Annotated in this window: 14 protein-coding genes and 1 tRNA gene; 3 read left to right on the forward strand and 12 right to left on the reverse strand. The window is 70.7% G+C overall.

Translation table 11 applies throughout. The features are described 5' to 3' along the window. The 5 genes from ssuC to ACG04Q_RS10595 form a co-directional block, all read right to left on the reverse strand. The gene (ssuC, locus tag ACG04Q_RS10575) at positions 1-765 is read right to left on the reverse strand and encodes an aliphatic sulfonate ABC transporter permease SsuC (RefSeq protein ID WP_394510879.1); all 765 of its coding nucleotides are present in this window, start codon (positions 763-765) and stop codon (positions 1-3) included. A gap of 3 nt (positions 766-768) precedes the next feature. Continuing rightward, positions 769-1,941: an FMNH2-dependent alkanesulfonate monooxygenase gene (gene ssuD, locus ACG04Q_RS10580; protein ID WP_394510881.1), complete on the reverse strand. Its 1,173-nt coding sequence runs from the start codon at positions 1,939-1,941 to the stop codon at positions 769-771. 103 nt (positions 1,942-2,044) lie between these two features. After that, the gene (locus ACG04Q_RS10585) at positions 2,045-3,007 is read right to left on the reverse strand and encodes a sulfonate ABC transporter substrate-binding protein (protein ID WP_394510882.1); all 963 of its coding nucleotides are present in this window, start codon (positions 3,005-3,007) and stop codon (positions 2,045-2,047) included. A gap of 125 nt (positions 3,008-3,132) precedes the next feature. Further along, positions 3,133-3,693, reverse strand: a complete 561-nt coding sequence (gene ssuE, locus ACG04Q_RS10590) for an NADPH-dependent FMN reductase (RefSeq protein WP_394510883.1) — start codon at positions 3,691-3,693, stop codon at positions 3,133-3,135. Between the two features lie 123 nt (positions 3,694-3,816). Next, positions 3,817-3,891, reverse strand: a tRNA-Arg gene (locus ACG04Q_RS10595). A gap of 246 nt (positions 3,892-4,137) precedes the next feature. Between ACG04Q_RS10595 and katG the strand changes: the two genes are divergently transcribed. Further along, entirely contained in the window at positions 4,138-6,336 is a 2,199-nt protein-coding gene (gene katG / locus ACG04Q_RS10600) for a catalase/peroxidase HPI (protein WP_394510884.1), read from the forward strand. Between the two features lie 108 nt (positions 6,337-6,444). Here the strand turns inward: katG and ACG04Q_RS10605 are convergent, their stop codons facing one another. From ACG04Q_RS10605 to ACG04Q_RS10635, 7 genes are read right to left on the reverse strand one after another with little or no spacing between them, the layout of a single operon-like run. Next, entirely contained in the window at positions 6,445-10,410 is a 3,966-nt protein-coding gene (locus tag ACG04Q_RS10605) for a translocation/assembly module TamB domain-containing protein (RefSeq protein WP_394510885.1), read from the reverse strand. Further along, a complete protein-coding gene (locus tag ACG04Q_RS10610) occupies positions 10,407-12,224 on the reverse strand; it encodes an autotransporter assembly complex protein TamA (RefSeq protein WP_394510886.1) in 1,818 nt (605 codons plus the stop codon). The genes ACG04Q_RS10605 and ACG04Q_RS10610 overlap by 4 nt, the downstream gene beginning before the upstream one ends. Continuing rightward, positions 12,221-13,411 (reverse strand): vWA domain-containing protein, encoded by a 1,191-nt coding sequence (locus tag ACG04Q_RS10615; RefSeq protein WP_394510887.1) that lies wholly within the window; start codon positions 13,409-13,411, stop codon positions 12,221-12,223. Before ACG04Q_RS10615 ends, ACG04Q_RS10610 begins: the two co-directional genes overlap by 4 nt. 48 nt (positions 13,412-13,459) lie before the next feature. Then, positions 13,460-15,469 (reverse strand): S9 family peptidase, encoded by a 2,010-nt coding sequence (locus ACG04Q_RS10620; protein ID WP_394510888.1) that lies wholly within the window; start codon positions 15,467-15,469, stop codon positions 13,460-13,462. Then, complete coding sequence (locus ACG04Q_RS10625; RefSeq protein ID WP_394510889.1) at positions 15,466-16,062, reverse strand: GNAT family N-acetyltransferase; 597 nt, start codon at positions 16,060-16,062, stop codon at positions 15,466-15,468. The genes ACG04Q_RS10620 and ACG04Q_RS10625 overlap by 4 nt, the downstream gene beginning before the upstream one ends. Continuing rightward, entirely contained in the window at positions 16,059-16,283 is a 225-nt protein-coding gene (locus tag ACG04Q_RS10630) for a hypothetical protein (RefSeq protein WP_394510890.1), read from the reverse strand. Before ACG04Q_RS10630 ends, ACG04Q_RS10625 begins: the two co-directional genes overlap by 4 nt. Beyond that, positions 16,283-17,137 (reverse strand): AAA family ATPase, encoded by an 855-nt coding sequence (locus ACG04Q_RS10635; protein WP_394510891.1) that lies wholly within the window; start codon positions 17,135-17,137, stop codon positions 16,283-16,285. The genes ACG04Q_RS10630 and ACG04Q_RS10635 overlap by 1 nt, the downstream gene beginning before the upstream one ends. Before the next feature lie 88 nt (positions 17,138-17,225). Between ACG04Q_RS10635 and ACG04Q_RS10640 the strand changes: the two genes are divergently transcribed. After that, on the forward strand, positions 17,226-17,870 hold the full coding sequence (locus tag ACG04Q_RS10640; protein WP_394510893.1) for a c-type cytochrome: 645 nt from the start codon (positions 17,226-17,228) through the stop codon (positions 17,868-17,870). 131 nt (positions 17,871-18,001) lie between these two features. After that, entirely contained in the window at positions 18,002-19,243 is a 1,242-nt protein-coding gene (locus ACG04Q_RS10645; RefSeq protein ID WP_394510894.1) for an HD-GYP domain-containing protein, read from the forward strand. The last annotated feature ends 6 nt before the right edge of the window (positions 19,244-19,249 follow it).

Raw genomic sequence — 19,249 nt, forward strand, 5'->3', positions numbered from 1 at the left:
TCAGGTTCCTTCGCTCGCATAGCCTCGGTGCCAGGGCAGCCACGCACGCTCCAGCGCGCGGGCGACGACGTCGGCCAGCTTGCCCAGCAGCGCGTACAGCAGGATGCCCACCAGCACGATGTCGGTCTGCAGGAACTCGCGGGCGTTCATCGTCAGGTACCCGATGCCGGCCTGCGCCGACAGCGTCTCGGCGACGATGAGCAGCACCCACATCAGCCCCAGCGAGAAGCGCAGGCCGACGAGGATGGACGGCAGCGCGCCGGGCAGGATGACCTGCCGGTACAACTGCCAGCCCGACAGGCCGTAGCTGCGCGCCATCTCGATGAGGTCGCGGTCGACGTTGCGGATGCCGTGGAAGGTGTTCAGGTAGACCGGGAAGAACACGCCCACGGCGACCAGCACCAGCTTGGCGGCCTCGTCGATGCCGAACCACAGGATGACCAGCGGGATCAGCGCCAGCGCCGGGATGTTGCGCAGCATCTGCAGCGTCGTGTCCAGCAACGCCTCGGCGTGGCGCCAGGTGCCGGTCAGCAGGCCCAGCACCAGACCCAGCCCGCCGCCGACGGCCAGTGCCGAGAACGCGCGCGCCGCGCTGACGCCGACGTGATGCGCCAGCTCGCCGGAGCGCAGCAGCGTCCAGAACGCGGTGGCCACGGCGGCGGGCTCCGGCAGGATGCGCGCCGACAGCCAGCCCGTGCGCGACGCGATCTCCCACGCGACGAGGATGGCCGCGGGCAGCAGCCAGGGGGTGAGGCGCTTCAGCATGCGTCAGCTCGCCGATACGGCCTTGGGCACGTAGCTGTTCGCCACGACCTCACCGAACGGCCCGGTCAGCGCCGGCGCTGTCAGCTTCTCGCGCACGCCCAGCGGCAGCAGAGGGAATACCAGCTCTGCGAAGCGGTGCGCCTCGTCCAGATGCGGGTAGCCGCTGAGGATGAAGTACTCCAGACCGAGGTCGGAATACTCCTTGATGCGGTCCGCCACCTGCTGCGGATTGCCGACGAGGGCGGTGCCCGCGCCGCCGCGCACCAGGCCCACGCCGGCCCACAGGTTGGGCGCGATCTCCAGGCCGGCGCGCACGTTGGCCTTGTCGAACTGGCCGCCGTGCAGCTCGGCCATGCGGCGCTGGCCGACCGAGTCCATCGTCTTGAACTTGGCCTGGGCGGTGGCGACTGTGGCTTCGTCCAGCTGCGACACCAGCTCGGCGGCCGCGCGCCAGGCCTCGTCCTCCGTCTCGCGCACGATGACGTGCAGCCGGATGCCGTACTGCAGCTGCCGGCCCTTGGCCGCGGCGCGTTCGCGCACGTCGGCGAGCTTCTTCGCGACGTCGGCGGGGGGCTCGCCCCAGGTCAGGTAGGTGTCCACCTGTTCGGCGGCGAGGTCGTGTGCCGGGCCTGAGGACCCGCCGAAGAACACCGGCGGGTAGGGCTTGTTGATGGGCGGGTACAGCACCTTGCCGCTTTTCACGCTGAGGTGCTGGCCTTCAAAGTCCAGCGGCGTGCCGTCGTGCGAGCGGCTCATCAGTTCGCGCCAGATGCGGATGAACTCGGCCGACTGCTCGTAGCGCTCGGCATGGCCGAGGAACTGGCCGTCGCCGGCCAGCTCGTCCGGGTCGCCGCCGGTCACGAGGTTGACGAGCAGGCGCCCACCCGACAGCCGGTCCAGCGTGGCGGCCATGCGCGCGCTCTGCGACGGCGCCACCAGCCCGGGCCGCAGCGCGACGAGGAACTTGAGGTGCCTGGTCGCGTCGATGAGGCTGGCCGCGACGATCCACGAGTCCTCGCAGGAGCGGCCGGTGGGCAGCAGCACGCCTTCATAGCCGAGGCTGTCGGCGGCGATGGCGATCTGCTTGAAGTAGGCGTGGTCGGCCACGCGCGCGCCGGGCGAGCTACCGAGGTAGCGGCTGTCGCCGTGGGTGGGGATGAACCAGAAGATCTTCATGCGGGCGCTCCCGGCACCCGGACGCGCAGCCCTTCGCGCTGCCAGAGTGCCGCCGTGGTGGCGAGGATGAGGGCGATGGCGGCAAGCCGCGGCGCGGGCGAGCTCACTTGCCGGCCTCGGCGAGCTTGACGCTGCCTGGCAGCGCGTCCGCCACGCGGATGGGCTTGGGGATCAGGCCCAGCGCGTGGAAGGTGTCGGCGATCTTCTGCTGCTCGGCGGCCACGGCGGCGGTCAGCGGCTTCACGCCGAACTGGTAGCGCGTCAGGCTCTTCTCGACGACCTCGGGCTCCAGCCCCTGCAGCGGCGCGATGACGGCGGCCGCCGCCTTGACGTTGGCCTTCAGCGCCACGGCCTGGGCCTGCGTGTCCTCGAACAGCGCCTGGATGACCTGTGGCTGCTTCTCGGCGTAACCGCGCTCGGCCAGGTAGTAGGCGTAGTTGTTGACGAGGCCGCGGCCGTCCTGCAGCAGGCGGGCGCCGCTCTGCTTTTCGACGGCGGCGAGGAAGGGGTCCCAGATCACCCAGGCATCCACCGCACCGCGCTCGAAGGCGGCGCGTGCGTCGGCCGGCGGCAGGTAGACGGCCTGCACATCGCTGAACTTCAGGCCCTGCTTCTCCAGTGCCTTCACGAGCAGGTAGTGCACGTTGCTGCCCTTGTTCAGCGCGACCTTCTTGCCTTTCAACTCGGCGACGGTCTTGATGCCCGAGTCCCTGGGCACGACGATGGCCTCGGCCTCGGGCGCGGCGGGGTCGAAGCCGATGTAGACGAAGCGGGCGCCGGCGGCCTGCGCAAAGATGGGCGGCGCCTCGCCGACGAAGCCCACGTCAACGGCGCCGACGTTCAGGCCTTCCAGCAGCTGCGGGCCGGCGGGGAATTCCACCCACTTCACCGCCACGCCCAGCGGACTGAGCTTCTTCTCCAGCGAGCCGCTGGACTTCTGGTAGGTCAGCAGGCTGGCGGACTTCTGGAACCCGATGCGCAGCGTCGTCTGCGCGGACGCCTGCAGGCTGATGGCGGCCACCAGCAGTGGCGCGGCCAGGCGGAAGAGGGAGCGGAAGGAGAGCATGTGTTTGTCCTGTGCAAAAAAGATCCCGGCGCTCGGTCACACCCGATCCGCGCCCGAGCGCCGGGAAGAAGTCGCCGTTCCCGTCCGGGAGGCGAGGAGACAAGAGGTACTGCGTTGTGAGGGGTTCAGCGCCGACAGTCGAACGGCTCCGCGGCGCTGCGCATTCGCGCGGCAGGCAGCAGCGGTTGCAGCGCGCGGTCCAGCCGCGCGAGCAGGTCGGGGTCGGGCACATAACCGCCCGCCTCATGGCGCTGCAGCTGCGCGTCGGTGGCGAACACGCCATCCAGCACGTAGCGGGCGCCGAGGGCCGACAGCACGGGCTTGAGCGCGTAGTCCAGTGCCAGCAGGTGGGCCGGGCTGCCGCCGGTGGCCAGCGGCAGCACCGTCTTGCCGCGCAGCGCGTCGGGCGGCAGCAGGTCCAGGAAGACCTTCAGCAGCCCCGAGTAGGCGGCCTTGTAGATGGGCGTGCCGACGATGACGAGGCCGGCGCCGCTGAGCGCATCGATGGCGCGGGCGATGGCGGGGTCTTGCGCGTCGGCGTTCAGCAGCGCGCCGGCCGGCAGCTCGCGCACGGCGATGTGCTCGCTGCGCGTGGCCACGCCTTCCAGCCGCGTCAGCGCGAACTGTGTCAGCCACGCCGATCGCGAGCGTTCGCTGGGACTGCCGGAGATGCTGGTGATGTGCATGGTGGCCTGCATGTGTTCAGGCCTTGCACGATAGGGATCGGCGCTTCTGCGCGGAACGAAGGAAAGCGGGGATGCTTATGCGGCCGGTGCGTTTGGACCTTCAGCCATGCGCCGTGCCAGCCTTGGTCCCTCCGACAGGAATCGAACCTGTATCTGCCGCTTAGGAGGCGGCCGTTCTATCCATTGAACTACGGAGAGTGCCGTCTCGCCCGCCGTGACGGCGGTGCGAGGGCGCGCATTCTCTCATGGCGCCGCTGCTGGGTCGGGCGTGCGAGGGCAGCTGGGCAGGTCCGGTCTGCCGGCAGAGATCTCCGGCTGGCAACGGTGAACGGCATCGTCGGCACGCATTTCTCGCTATCGCTGCCATTGGCAGGATTGCGTTGATCCCTCATGGACCGACTCCTAGACTGCCCTGGCTCTGTTCATCCCCCCGAGGAGACTCCCATGTCCGAATCTCACTGCCCGTTCTCGGGCGCCCACGCCAAGCCTGCCGCCAGGGGCAACCAGCGCTGGTGGCCCAACCAACTCGACCTGGGCGTGCTGCACCAGCATTCGCCGCGCGGCAACCCGATGGGCGCATCCTTCGACTACGCAGCCGAGTTCAAGACGCTGGACCTGGATGCCGTCGTCCGCGACCTGCAGGCGCTGATGACCGACTCGCAGGACTGGTGGCCCGCCGACTACGGCCACTATGGCCCGTTCTTCATCCGCATGGCCTGGCACGCGGCCGGCACCTACCGTACCTCCGACGGCCGTGGTGGCGGCAACACCGGCAACCAGCGCTTCGCGCCGCTGAACAGCTGGCCCGACAACGGCAACCTGGACAAGGCCCGCCGCCTGCTGTGGCCCATCAAGCAGAAGTACGGCCGCAAGCTGTCGTGGGCCGACCTGTTCATCCTGACCGGCAACGTCGCGCTCGAATCCATGGGCTTCAAGACCTTCGGCTTCGGCGGTGGCCGGGCCGACATCTACGAGCCCGAAGCCGACATCGACTGGGGCCCCGAGGCCGAATGGCTGGCCACCAGCGACAAGCCCGGCGGCCGCTACAGCGGTGAGCGCGACCTGGCCAACCCGCTGGCCGCCGTGCAGATGGGCTTGATCTACGTGAACCCGGAAGGGCCGGACGGCAACCCCGACCCGCTGCTGTCGGCGCGCGACATCCGTGACACCTTCGCTCGCATGGCGATGAACGACGAGGAGACCGTGGCGCTGGTGGCCGGCGGCCACACCTTCGGCAAGGCGCACGGCGCGGGCCCGGCCAGTCATGTCGGCAAGGAGCCCGAGGGCGCCGACATCCTCGACCAGGGCCTGGGCTGGAAGAGCAGCTACGCGTCCGGTATGGCCGGCCACACCATCACCAGCGGCATCGAGGGCGCCTGGAAACCCAACCCGACGACCTGGGACATGGGTTATCTCGACACGCTGTTCAAGTACGACTGGGAACTGACGAAGAGCCCGGCCGGCGCCCACCAGTGGCGGCCCAAGGGCGGCGCGGGCAGCGACACGGTCGTCGACGCGCACGACCCGACGAAGTTCCATGCGCCGATGATGACCACCGCCGACCTGGCGCTGCGTTTCGACCCGGCCTACGAGAAGATCTCGCGCCGCTACCACGCCAACCCGGCCGAGTTCGCCGACGCGTTCGCGCGTGCCTGGTTCAAGCTGACGCACCGCGACATGGGCCCCGTGTCGCGCTACCTCGGCAAGCTGGTGCCGCAGGAAACGCTGATCTGGCAAGACCCGGTGCCCGCGGTCGACCATCCGCTCGTCGATGACCACGACGTGGCTGCGCTGAAGCAGCAACTGCTCGCCTGCGGCCTGACGACGGCGCAGCTCGTCGGCACCGCGTGGGCGTCGGCGTCCACCTTCCGCGGCAGCGACAACCGCGGTGGCGCCAACGGCGCGCGCATCCGCCTCGCGCCGCAGAAGGACTGGGCCGTCAATCAGCCGGCAGAACTGGCCGGCGTGCTGGCCAAGCTCGAAGCCGTGCAGCAGGCCTTCAACGCCGCGGCGAGCGGCGGCAAGAAGATCTCGCTGGCCGACCTCATCGTGCTGGGCGGCAGCGCCGCCATCGAGGCCGCCGCGAAGCAGGCGGGTGCCGACATCACCGTGCCCTTCCACCCCGGCCGCACGGACGCCACGCAGGCACAGACCGATGCCGAATCCTTCGCACCGCTGGAGCCGCGGGCCGATGGCTTCCGCAACTACCTGGCCCCCGGGCTGCCTCAGGCCTCCGCGGCCGAACGCCTCGTCGACAAGGCGCAGTTGCTGACGCTGTCGGCGCCCGAGATGGCGGTGCTCGTCGCCGGCCTGCGCGTGCTGGGCGCCAACGCGGGCGGCAGCCCGGCGGGCGCGCTGACCACGCGCGTCGGCGCGCTGTCCAACGACTTCTTCGTGAACCTGCTGGACATGGGCACGAAGTGGCAGAAGACAGCCGACGGCGTGCTGGAGGGCGTGGACCGCAAGACCGGCCAGCGCCGCTGGACGGCGACGGTCGCCGACCTCGTGTTCGGCTCCAACGCGCAGCTGCGCGCGCTGGCGGAGGTCTATGCCGGCAGCGACGCCGCGGCCAAGTTCGTCGACGACTTCGTCGCGGCCTGGGTCAAGGTGATGGAGCTGGACCGCTTCGACCTGCGCGCCTGAGTCACCGCGCGGGGCGAGGGCGGCGCACCAGAAGCGCCGCCCCGCCCGGTCAGCAGGCTGGAGCAGCGGGTTGATCGTCGTGGTGCAGCAAGGCCGGGCGCCGGGCCGCTAGTTCCACTTCCATTGCCAGATCAGGTCCACCGCGTTGTCGTCGCCGCTCTGCGCCCGCAGCGTGAAGCGCCGGGCGATGCGGTAGATCAGCTGCCACGATCCGGTCGTCGCGTTCAGGCTGCGCTCGTAGCCCACGTACCAGTGCCGCGAGATCTGCTTGCCCAGCCGCACGATGGTGGCGCGGGTGTCGTCGTCGCTCTGCGAGAGCGACAACTCGTCCAGCCCCAGCTGGCGCAGCGCCTTGCCGGTGGCGCCTTCGCCCTCGCCGCTGATGAGCGCCAGCGCGGCGCGCTGCAGCAGCGCCGTGTCGGTGCGGCCCAGGCCGTCGGGGCCGCGGCCCAGCAGCAGCCAGGACAGCTTGTCGGTGTCGCTCATGTCGGGCTCGGCGTACAGGCTCACGCGCGGCGCCTGCGCGGTGCCGCCGACGTAGACGCCCACGCGCACGTCCAGGTTGGGCCGCACGGCCAGCAGGTCCAGCGACGGGTTGTCCAGCGAGCCCGTGAAGCTGATGTCGCCGCGCTCGATCTCCAGCTTCTGGCCGTAGGCGGCGTACTGGCCGCCGTTGGCGTCGAGCTTGCCGGTCACGCGCAACGGGCCGTTCTCCTTCTGCGCGATCTGCAGCTGGCCGCGCAGCGTCGTCGCCAGGCCGCGGCCGCGCACCTTGAATTCGCGGCCGAAGTCCAGCGACACGTTGACGGTGGAGCCGCGCACCGACTGCGGCGCGGGTGGTGCGGTGGGCTCGGCGGTGCGCGGGCCGCGGCGCACGATGACGTCGTCGGCCAGCGTCGGCGCATCGGCGCGCGTGAAGTCGAACAGGCCCTCGTCGGCGCGCAGCTTGCCGCTGAGGTTCAGGCCCTTGTCGTCCAGGTCCAGCGTGGCGTTGCCGCTGGCGACGATGCGGCGGTCCACGCGCGACAGCACGCGCAGCTTGTCGGCCGTCATCTCGATGTGCGCGGCCGGCTTGGCGCCCAGCTCCGCGCGGCCGGTGGCGCGCAGCCAGCCATCGCCCGCGCGGGCCTGCAGCTCGGTCAGCTCGGCATGCTGGCCCTTCAGGTCCAGCACGAAGCGGCCCTCGGTGACGTCCACGCCGTACAGCAGGTGGCGCAGCGCCAGGCCGTCGCCGTCGGCGCGGCCGGTCAGGTCCGGCGCGGCGAGCTTGCCGCCGATCTGCACCGTGGCGGCGGCCCGGCCTGCCAGCCGCCAGCCGGCCGGCACCCAGCGGCCCCAGGTGGCGAGGTCGTTCACGTTGGCCTGCAGCACGCCGTCGATGGGCGTGGCGGCCTCGGGCCACAGCCCGGCGGGCCGCAGCGAGAGCGCGCCGCCCAGGCTGCCCAGCGCCTTGCCGGACAGGCCCTGCGCGAACTGCCACACGCCGTCGCGCACGTTCAGCGCCACGCGCAGGTCGGTCAGGCCCAGCGGCCGCGTGCCGAATTCGTCGGTCACGCGCAGGTCGCCGCCCTGGCGGTCCAGCAGCACCTCGGCGGTGAGCCGATCGGTGAGCAGCAGCGACGCGTGGCCGGTGATGCGCAGGTCGCCGCTCCAGCCGAAGTCGGGCTGCCAGCGCGCCATCAGCGGCGCGACGGCCAGGTCCTCCAGCTGCAGCTCGGCGCGCGCCTCGGGTTGCGCGCCGCCGCGCCAGCTCAGGGTCTGCCAGCGCACGAAGGCGCCGCCTACCTCGGCACGGCCGGGCTCGGCCGTCACCTGCGGGCCGCTGTCGCCCAGCGCCACGCGCAGGCCGATGTTGCTGGCGGCCAGCGTGGCCGGCGTGCCGGGGCGCAGCGGCGCGATGTCCAGCTGCGCGATGCGGCCCGCCCAGGCCTGGCCGTTCCAGTCGCCCTGGGCCTGCAGCGTGGCGCCCAGGTTCACGTCCTGCCCGCCGGCCGGTGCGCGGCCGGCCAACTGGGCCTTGAGTTCGTGGGCACTGCGCCGGCCCTGCAGGTCCAGCTTGACGAGCTTCAGCTGCACCTGGCCGTTGCGCACGCCGCCGGCTTCCACCGCCAGCGACAGCGGCGCGTCGCCATCCACGCCCGGCGCGGGCAGGCTCCAGCGGGCCTTGGCGCTCTCCACCATCGTGCCGTTGGCGCTCAGGCCCTTCAGCGTCGCGCTGCCGCGGCCGCCCACCTGCCATACGGTGGCGGGCAGCGTCTTGGGCGAGAGCTTGCCCGGCGCCGGCAGCTTCACGCGCTGCAGCTGCAGGTCGCCGTCGCCGTCCACCTGGCCGGCCACCGGCCCCTGGCCCAGCAGCGCCAGCAGCGGGTTCAGCTCGGCCAGCCTGGCGGCCTGCAGCTTGATGTCGGCCGCGACGGCCTCGGGCCGGGCCTCGCCGCGCGTCTGCACGCGGTTGCTGCCCAGCCGCGCGGCGAGGTCGAAGCCGGCCGCGTCGGCCGCGCGCGGGCGGGCGAGCTTGAGCTGGCCATCCAGCGGCAGGCCGCCGAACTGGCCAGGCAGCAGCGTGGCCTCGGCCGTGCCGGTGGCGTTGTCGGCGCTGTTGCCGCGCAGGTCCAGCGTCGCGTCCGCGTTCAACCGCGTCGGGCCGGGCAGCCGCGCCCATGCGGAGCCAGGCGCGCCGCGCCACAGCAGGTGCGGGTCGAACTGCCGCACTTGCGCCTTGAGCTTGACGGCGGGCAGGCCGGCGCGTGGCGCCTCGACGCTGCCGCTGGCCTGCAGCTCGGCGTCGCCGCTGGTGAGCCGGGCCTCCTCGACCTGCCAGCTGCTGCCCTGGTCGTGCAGGCGGCCCTGCACGCGCGCCTGCACGCGCAGCGGGCGCTGCTCCAGCGTGCCGCGCAGGTCGGTCTTTGCCGTCAGCGGCTGGCCGGGGCCGCCGGTGAGGGCCAGCGGCCCGTCCAGGCGGGCGGGCGTGGCGCGTGCGTCCAGCTGCTCGGGACGCAGGCCTTGCACGCGCGCTTCCAGCTGCCAGCGGCCGTCGGCCTCGCGGCGGCCCTGGCCCTGCACGCGGGCGCCGCCGCTGAGCGTGGCGTCCAGCGTCGTCAGGCGCAGCGTGGTGAGCTGGTCGGGCCGGCCGGCCAGCGCCAGGCTGAGCTGCTGCACGGGCAGGGCGACTTGGTCCCAGCGGCCGGCCGCGCTGTTGCGCAGCTCGGCCTGCAGCGTGGCCTCGGCGTCGCGCGCCGGCGCGCTCAGCCGCGCGCTGCCGGTCAGCGCGGTGCGGGGCAGGCCGGGGGCGAGGGCCGACAGCGCGGCGAGGTTGAACTGCTCGGCCTGCAGCTGCAGCGCCGCGACCGGCCACGGCGAGAACGGCTGCACGTCGCCCTGCGCCTTCAGTGTCTGCCCGGCGGCCTGCACCTCGGCCTTGGCCTGCAGCCGGGCCAGCGGGCCGCGCACGGCCGCCACGGCCAGCCAGGGCAGGTCGGTGGCCTCCTGCTGCTGCACCGTCAGCGTTGCCTCCGTCTGCAGCGGCGCGGCGCTGGCGACGCGCGCCTCGCCCGCGAGCAGCAGTTGCTGCCAGCGTGCGCCGGTCAGCTTGACGTGATGGGTGCCGCTGCGCGGCAGGTCCAGCGTGGCGGCGATGCCGCGCACGGGCGGCTGGTCGGCGGCCCAGCTGAGGCTGCCGATGGCCAGCTTGTCGATCTGCACGCCCAGCGGCAGCGACAGGTCCAGCGGCGGCACCAGCGGCGCGGTGCTGGGCTGCGTGCGGACGATGACCTCGTCCACCGCCAGCTCGCGCGCCTGCAGCACGCGCTGGCGCGGGCTGACGCCCAGGCCCGTCCAGTGCAGCCCGCGCAGCTCGGCGGTGCCGCCGGCCCAGGTCAGCAGCAGGCGGCGGGCGCGGAACTCACCCATCAGCGAGCCCTCGGGCTGCTCGACCTGCACGCCCGGCAGCCGGGCCAGCAGCCAGGCGCTGCCGGACGACTGCTGCAGCAGCCAGGCGATGAAGCCGGCCACCAGCACGGCCAGTACGGCCAGCCCGATCAGGCCGTTGCGGGCGATGCGCAGCGACCGTCTCACAGCGTGATCCCCACGCTGAAGTGCAGCCGCCACTTGCCCGTCTCCTGCGCCCGGGCGACGTCCACGCGCAGCGGGCCCACGGGGCTGCGCCAGCGCACGCCGGCACCAACGCCGATGACGGGCCGGTAGTCCTGCCAGCGCGACGCGGCATTGCCGGCGTCGACGAACAGCGCGCCCCACAGGCTGGGCATGCTCGCCAGCACGGGCCGCGCGATCTCCAGGCTGCCGGTGGCCATCACGCGGCCGCCGACGGTCAGGCCGTTGTCGACCGGCCCGAGGCTGTGATACGCGTAGCCGCGCACCGACTCGTCGCCACCGGCCAGGAAGCGCAGCTTCTCGGGCACGCCCACCTGCTCGCGCGCGATCACCTGGGCCACCTCGGCGCGGGCCGACGTGAACCAGCCGCCCAGCGGCTTGTAGTAGCCCAGCTTGAGCTGCAGGCGGCCGAAGGGGCCGCTGTCGTCCGTGCCGCCGCCGCGCACATGGCCCAGGCCCAGCAGCAGCAGGCCCTGGTGGCCGTCGGTGGGCAGCAGCGAGCTGTCGAGCCGGCGGCGTATCCACTGCTGGTTGATGGACACGGCCAGGTTGGTGTTGACCTCGGTGCCGGCCGTCTCGCGGGCGCGCAGCAGCTCCACGTAGCTGAGCCGCTCGTCGTGCGGAGACTCGTACAGCCGGCCCAGCCGCAGGCCCAGGTTGGTGGCGATCTTGTCGCTGCTGCGGTCCTGCTCGAACTGCAGGGACGCGAGGTTGCGCTTCAGGTCGGGCTGCGGGTGGGAGCTGATCTCCAGCTCCGCCCCGCGCAGGTCGCGGCTCAACTGCAGCTTGGAGCGGGCCCGCATCGACAGCCCGAACGGCCGGCGGTGCAGGTGCTCCACGCTGATGCTCTGGCCGTTGTTGGCGTGGTAGCCCACCGCGACGGTGGCCTGCTGCAGCGCCGACTCGGTCAGCGTGACCAGCACGGGGCTGGTGCCGTCGGCGTCCACCACCTCGGGCTGCAGCTGCACGCGCACGGCGTCGAACAGCTGCGTCTTGGCCAGCCGCTCCTGGAAGTCGGCCAGCTGCTGCTCGGTGTAGGGATCGCCGCGGTCAAAGCCGGTCAGGCGTTCGACGGACAGGCGGGTCTGGCGCTGCAGGCCCTCGATGCGCAGCTCGCCGAACTTCGCGCGGTTGCCGCTGGCCAGCACGAGGCGCAGCTCCACTGTCTGCGTGTCGGGGTCCACGCGGGCGGACGTCTCGGCCCAGCGCGCCGTCGGGTAGCCGCCGGTGCGGGCGCGCAGCAGCAGGTCGCCCTTGCCGGCCGCCCATTGCGACTGCGTGAACGCGTCGCCGTCCTTCAGCGGCCAGGCGCGCTGCAGCGCCTCGCGCAGCGCCGGCACGTCGTCGCTGGCCAGGCCTTCGCTGAACTCGAGCTCCACCCTGGCCACCTTTGCCTGCGGGCCCGGCGTGACGGTGAGGCGCAGCCGGGTGGCATCGTCCGTATCGCGGGCCACGTCGGCCGCTGCGTTGAAGAAGCCTTCGGTCTCCAGCAGCGTCTGGGCCTGCGCCGGCGCGGCCGCCGCCAGCCGGGCCAGCTCCACGCGGCTCAGCGCCGCCTCGCTGGCGCGGTAGCGGGCGATGTCCAGGTGCTGCTGCAGCAGCGCGCGCAAGCGGCCGTCGCCGTCGTTCTCGACGCGGATGTCCAGGCTGTAGACGGCCGGTGCGTCGGCCGGGATGTCGGGCGCAGAACCAGTGGACGGGGAGGCGGGGGCGGGGGGCTTCGTCGCACAGCCGCTCAGTACCGCCACGAGCAGCAGGGCGAGGAGGGCACGCGTCATTTGCTGAGCAGCCGCATCGCGCCTTCGAGGCCGGAGAGGGTGAGCGGGAACATGCGCTGCTGCATCAGCTGCTGGATCAGCGCGATGCTCTGCCGGTACTGCCACACGCCCTGCGGCTCGGGGTTGATCCAGGCGTACTTCGGGAACGCGTGCGTGAGCCGCTGCAGCCACTCGGCGCCCGGCTCGTCGTTGTTGTATTCGACGCTGCCGCCGGCCTGCAGGATCTCGTAGGGGCTCATCGTCGCGTCGCCGACGAAGATCAGCTTGTAGTCGCGGTTGTACTTGCGGATCAGGTCGTGGGTAGCGAGCTTCTCGGCGAAGCGGCGGCGGTTGTTCTTCCAGACGAAGTCGTAGACGCAGTTGTGGAAGTAATAGAACTCCAGGTGCTTGAACTCGGCCTTGGCGGCGCTGAAGAGTTCCTCGACGCGGTGGATGTGCTCGTCCATCGTGCCGCCCACGTCCATCAGCAGCAGCACCTTGACCTTGTTGTGGCGCTCGGGCTGCATGCGGATGTCCAGCATGCCGGCGTTGGCGGCCGTGCCGTGGATGGTGCCGTCCAGGTCCAGCTCCAGGTCGGACCCCTCGCGCGCGAAGCGGCGCAGCCGCCGCAGCGCGACCTTGATGTTGCGCGTGCCCAGTTCCAGCGAGTCGTCGTAGTCCTTATAGGCGCGCTGCTCCCACACCTTGACGGCACTCTTGTTGCCACCGGCGCCGCCGATGCGGATGCCCTGCGGGTTGTAGCCACTGTTGCCGAACGGGCTGGTGCCGCCCGTGCCTATCCAGCGGTTGCCGCCTTCGTGGCGTTCCTTTTGCTCCTCGAAGCGCTTCTTCAACGTCTCCATCAGCTCGTCCCAGCCCATCTTCTCGATGGCGGCCTTCTGCTCGGGCGTCAGGTTCAGTTCCAGGTTCTTCTTCAGCCAGTCCAGCGGCACCTCGGCCGTGAAGTCGGTCAGCATCTCCACACCCTTGAAGTAGGCGGCGAAGGCGCGGTCGAACTTGTCGTACTGGGTCTCGTCCTTGACGAGGGCGGCGCGGGCCAGGTGATAGAAGTCGTCGATGGACGCGACGCCGCCGTCTTCGGCCGACGCGATGACACCGGCCCGCAGCGCTTCCAGCAGCGTCAGGTACTCGGGCACTGTCACCTTGAGCTTGGCGGCGCGCAGCGTGTAGAAGAACTGGATCAGCATGGCCCGTCCATTATGAAAGGCAACCGGGCGCCGGCCTGTGTGAAGGCGTTAGCGTCTTGGGGGTGCATGCCGCGCCAGCCAGCCAAAGAACTCGCCGTACCAGAGCCGGCTGTTGCGGGCTTTCAGCACCCAGTGGTTCTCGTCCGGGAACCACACGAGGCGCGCCGGCACGCCCAGTGATTTCAGCGTGTTGTAGTAGGCCAGGCCTTGCGCGTCGGGCACGCGGTAGTCCAGCGCGCCGTGGATGACCAGCGTGGGCGTCTTGAAGTGCCTGGCGAACGTGTGCGGGCTCTGCGCGGAGACGCGGGCCGGGTCGTCCCAGTAGGCGGCGCCCAGTTCCTTGCGGTGCCAGGCGTAGGCGTCGTCGGCATACATGGCCTGCCAGTCGTAGCAGCCGGCGTGGCAGACGTAGGCCTGGTAGCGGCCCGGCTTCACGTGCCCGTTCATCCACGCGACCATGTAGCCGCCGTAGCTGCCACCGGTGGCGACGATGCGCGTCTTGTCCACCCAGCGTTGTTGAAGCAGCCAGTCGGTGCCGGCCTCCACGTCCTGCAGCTCGTACTCGCCCCAGTGGCCGGTGATGCTGTCCAGGAACTCGTGGCCGAAGCTGGAGGAGCCGTGGTAGTTGACGCTCGCGACCACGTAGCCTTGTGCGGCGAACACCTGGTGGTTCCAGCGCCAGTGCCAGCTGTCGCCGAACGCGGTGTGCGGGCCGCCGTGGATGACGTGCATCACGGGCCACTTCTTTTTCGCCTTCGCGTCGAAACCGGGCGGGTAGGTCAGCCACATCTGCACCGCGTCGCCACGCGCGCCGGTGATGGTGACCTCCTCGTGCCGGCCGAAGCGGTGTGCGGCCAGGCGGTCATCGTTCAGCGTCTCGATGCGCTGGGCGGCGGCGCCGTCCAGCACCGACAGCTGCGGCGGGTGCTGCATGCCATCGTGGTTGATGACCGTGATGCCGCCGGCCTGCGCGAAGCTGCCCACGTGGCCGCCCTCGAACAGCGCTTCAGCGCGGCGGTCGCCCAGCGCGAAGCGCCACAGGTGGCGCCGGCCGCGTTCCTCGGCGGCGAACAGCACGGCCTGGTCGTCGTCGGTCCACTGCAGCGGTGCGGCCACCTCGTGGTCCCAGTCGTCGCTGAACACGGCCCAGTTTCCGCGCTGGTCCAGCACGGCCAGGCGGTCCGGCTGGTTGTGGCCCAGCGCCTGGTGGCTGGCCAGGAACGCCAGATGCGCGCCGGACTGGCTGTAGCGCGGGACGGAGAAATCCCAGTCGGCGTCCTGCAGCAGCGTCTGCCCGCGGCGCGTGCGTACATCGATCTCGGCGAGCGCGTAGCGGTTGTCCAGCCGCTTCTCGGCGGCCGGGTCGAACGCGAACGCGATGCGCCGGCCGTCGGGCGAGATGTCGAAGCAGGTCGCGTCGGGCTCGGCGCGCTCCAGCTCCCAGGCGCTGCCCTCGAACAGGTCGCGCGCCTTGCCGGTGGCGACGTCCATCACGTGCAGGTGCGGCACGCGGCCTTGGGGGATGTGGTGGTCCCAGTAGCGGTACAGCGCTTCCTCGGTGACGCAGGCCGTCTCCTTGCGTGCCTTGAACTCCTTCAGCGCGTCGGCCTGCGCGGCGGCCTTGCGGTCGGGCCAGACCCAGGACACGAAGGCGATGCGCCGGCCGTCGGGGAACCACTTGAACGCGTCCACGCCGGTGGGCACGCGGCCCACGCGGCGCGCCTCGCCGCCGTCGGGCGCGATGACGTAGAGCTGCGCCTCCTCGTCCTTGCTGCCGCCCTGCTCGCGCCGGGCGGTGAAGGCAATCAGGTCGCCACGCGGGCTCCATTGCGGCTGGCCGTCCTTGTCGCCGGCCTCGGTCAGGCGGCGCGGTGCGCCACCCAGCGTGGAGAACAGCCACAGGCTGGACTGCGCCTGGTTGGTCTCCATCGAGTAGCGCGTGACGGCGGCAACGGCCTGGGCGCCGTCGGGGCTGAGGCTGGGCGCGGCGATGCGGTCCAGGCCCCACAGTGCATCAACGTCAAACGGTGCGTTGAAAGGCCTGGAAGGTTTGCTCATGCTCTCGGTCTTGTCAGTTGCCAGCTGAGGTGCGCCTTGACCTCCGGCCATTCGCCCGCGGTCAGGCTGTACATGACGGTGTCGCGCACCGTGCCGTCGCGCCGCAGCGCGTGATGGCGGATGACGCCGTCGCGCCGGGCGCCCAGGCGCTCGATGGCGCGCTGCGACGCGTGGTTGAAGTTGTCGGTGCGCCAGCCCACGAGTTTCGCGCCCAGCGTCTCGAATGCATGCGTCAGCAGCAGCAGCTTGGCCGTCGTGTTGACGGCGCTGCGCTGCACGCGCTGCGCGTACCAGGTGTAGCCGATCTCGACGCGTTCGATGGCCGGCACGATGTCGTGATAGCTGGTGGAGCCCAGCACCTCGCCGCTGGCGGCGTCCAGCACCGCGAAGGGCAGCCGGTGGCCGGCGGCCTGGCCGGCCAGCGCGGTTTCGACATAGGCGGTGGTCTCGCTGGGCGCCGGCACGCTGGTGAAGCGCAGGTTCCACAGCTCGCCGTCGGCGGCCGCGGCCTGCAGGCCGGGCACATGGTCCAGCGTCAGCGGCTCGAGGCGGATGGGCCCGGCGGCCAGCGTGACGGGCTCGACCGGCTTCACGGCCTGTCCTTCAGCAGCACCTTGCGCGCCGCCCAGCGGCCCAGCCCGCAGCCGGCCACGATGAGCAGCAGGCCCAGCATCTGCGTGGCGTTCCAGTCGGTGCTGGCGACGAAGTCGATGCCTAACTGCCGGCCGGCCCACCAGCCCAGCAGCGCGCCTCCGACGAAGCCGGCCGCATCGGCCAGCCCTTCGCGCATCGCGCGGTTGAAGTCCTGCGCCATCAGCGGTTGTTCCGCTGCATGAAGACGAGCTTCTCGAACAGCGTCAGGTCTTGCTCGTTCTTCAGCAGCGCGCCCACCAGCGGCGGGATGCTGACCTTGTCGTCCTTGGCCTGCAGCGCGTCAACCGGCACATCTTCGGCTACCAGCAGCTTGAGCCAGTCGATCAGCTCCGACGTGCTGGGCTTCTTCTTCAGCCCGGGCAGGTTGCGCACGTCGTAGAAGTTCTTCAGCGCGGCGGCCAGCAGGTCCTTCTTGAGCGTCGGGAAGTGCACGTCGACGATCTTCTTCATCGTCTCGGCGTCGGGGAACCTGATGTAGTGGAAGAAGCAGCGGCGCAGGAAGGCGTCCGGCAGCTCCTTCTCGTTGTTGGAGGTGATGAACACCAGCGGGCGGTGCTTCGCCTTGACGAGCTGGCGCGTCTCGTAGACGTAGAACTCCATGCGGTCGATCTCGCGCAGCAGGTCGTTCGGGAACTCGATGTCGGCCTTGTCGATCTCGTCGATGAGCAGCACGACCGGCTGGTCCGCCTCGAAGGCCTGCCACAGCACGCCCTTGACGATGTAGTTCTCGATGTTGCGCACGCGCTCGCTGCCCTCGATGCCGGCCAGCTGGCTGTCGCGCAGCCGGCTGACGGCGTCGTACTCGTACAGACCCTGCTGGGCCTTCGTGGTGCTCTTGATGTGCCACTGCAGCAGCGGCATGCCGAGGGCGGCGGCCACCTCCTCGGCCAGCATGGTCTTGCCCGTGCCGGGCTCGCCTTTGATCAGCAGCGGGCGCTGCAGCGCGGCCGCCGCGTTGACCGCGAGCATCAGGTCGGCCGTGGCGACGTACTGGTCGGAACCTTTGAATTTCATGGGGAAAACCGGGGCTGGAAGGGGGCCGTTTCAGTATAGGAGCCCTCCTATAATCCGCGCCGCACAAGAACCCATCACCCACCGAGACATGAAAAAACTGCTGCAGATCTCGCTCGCCCTGGCCGCCGCATTCGGTGCCGTTGCCGCCCAGGCGCAGGACGTCAAGGCGGGTGAAAAGAAGATCGCGATGTGCATCGGCTGCCACGGCATCGTGGGCTATCAGGCGAGCTTCCCCGAGATCCACAAGGTCCCCATGATCGCGGGCCAGAACGCCAAGTACATCGTCTCAGCGCTGCAGGCCTATGCCAAGGGCGAACGCAAGCATCCGACGATGCGCGGCATCGCCGGTTCGCTGAGCGACCAGGACATGGCCGACGTCGCCGCGTTCTATGAACAGCAGGCCAAGCTGCCCGCGGTGGCCGACAGCGTGCCCGCCGCGCCCGCCAACGTGGCCGAGCTGCTGACCAAGGGCGCCTGCATCTCCTGCCACGGCGCCAACTTCAGCAAGCCCATCGACCCGAGCTACCCCAAGCTGGCCGGCCAGCACGCCGACTACCTGACCGTGGCGCTCAAGTCGTACAAGGTCGACAAGAACGCCAGCGTGGGCCGCAGCAACGGCATCATGGCCGGCCAGGTCAAGCAGTTCAGCAACGCCGAGCTGAAGGCGATTGCGGCCTACATCAGCACGCTGCCCACTGAGCTGGCCACGGTGCCTCAGAGCAAGTTCCGCTGAGCCGCCGCTGACCTGCGCCGACAAGCCGCCCTGCGAGGCGGCTTTTTCACGCCCATGGCCAAACCGTGCAGAGCTGCACACGGGCCGCCTCGGCAGGCAGAGATACTGCGTGCCACTCTGACAGCGTGGTCATGTTGAAGAAGATCGCCACTACCGACGTGAGACTGGGCATGTACCTCCAGGCGATGGAAGGCGCATGGCTGTCTCACCCGTTCTGGAAGACCAAATTCGTGCTGACGGACCCGGCCGACCTGGCTGCGCTGAAGGCCAGCGGCGTGCCGGCGGTCTGGATAGACAACGAGAAGGGCGCGGACGTGGCCGACGTCGAGCCCGCCAAGGTCAGCCCCATCGCGACGCCACCCGCGCCGGCCGTGGAGCCAGCGCCTCCGCCGCCGCCCCCGGTCGCGCGTGTGCCGGAGCAGCGCGTCACCATGGAGGCCGAACTGGATCGCGCCGCCCAGGTGCTGAACCGTTCCAAGGTGGCGGTCATGGCGCTGTTCGGTGAGGCCCGACTGGGCAAGGCCATCGACAGCGAGGTCTGCCTGCCCATCGTCGAGGAGGTCGCGTCGTCCCTGGCGCGCAACCCGTCCGCGTTTGTCAGCCTCGCGCGGCTCAAGACCAAGGACGACTACACCTACATGCATTCGGTGGCCGTCTGCGGGCTGATGGTGGCGCTGGGCCGGCACATGGGCCTGCCCGACGACCAAGTGCGCGAGGCCGGTCTGGCTGGCCTGCTGCACGATGTGGGCAAGATGCAGATGCCGCTGGAGGTGCTCAACAAGCCCGGCGCGCTGACCGACGCCGAGTTCAGCGTCATGCGCAGCCATCCCGAGCGTGGCTTCGAGCTGCTGAAGGACGGCAGCAACGTGCCGCCGTCGGCGCTGGACGTCTGCCTGCACCATCACGAGAAAGTGGATGGCACGGGCTATCCGCACAAGCTGGCAGGCGACCAGATCAGCGTACTGGCGCGCATGGGCGCCGTCTGCGACGTGTACGACGCGATCACGTCCACGCGCCCCTACAAGAGTGCCTGGGACCCGGCCGGTTCGTTGCAGCGCATGGCGCAGTGGAAGGGTCAGTTCGATCCCGTCATCTTCCAGGCCTTCGTGAAGAGCGTCGGCATCTACCCGACCGGCACCTTGGTGCGGCTGCAGTCCGGGCGGCTGGGCGTCGTGGTGGACCAGAACCCGTCGTCGCTGGTGGCGCCGCGGGTCAAGGTGTTCTATTCGACCAAGTCCAACATGCCCATCCCCGTGCAGGTGCTGGACCTGTCGGCGCCGGGCGCGACCGACCGCATCGCCGGTCGCGAGCCGCCGGAGAACTGGGGCTTCAGCCACTTGGAAGAACTCTGGAACCCCAACTCGAAAAGGTAATTTGGG

This window comes from Pelomonas lactea (assembly GCF_043555885.1).
GTDB classification, from domain to species: Bacteria; Pseudomonadota; Gammaproteobacteria; order Burkholderiales; family Burkholderiaceae_C; genus Pelomonas; species Pelomonas lactea.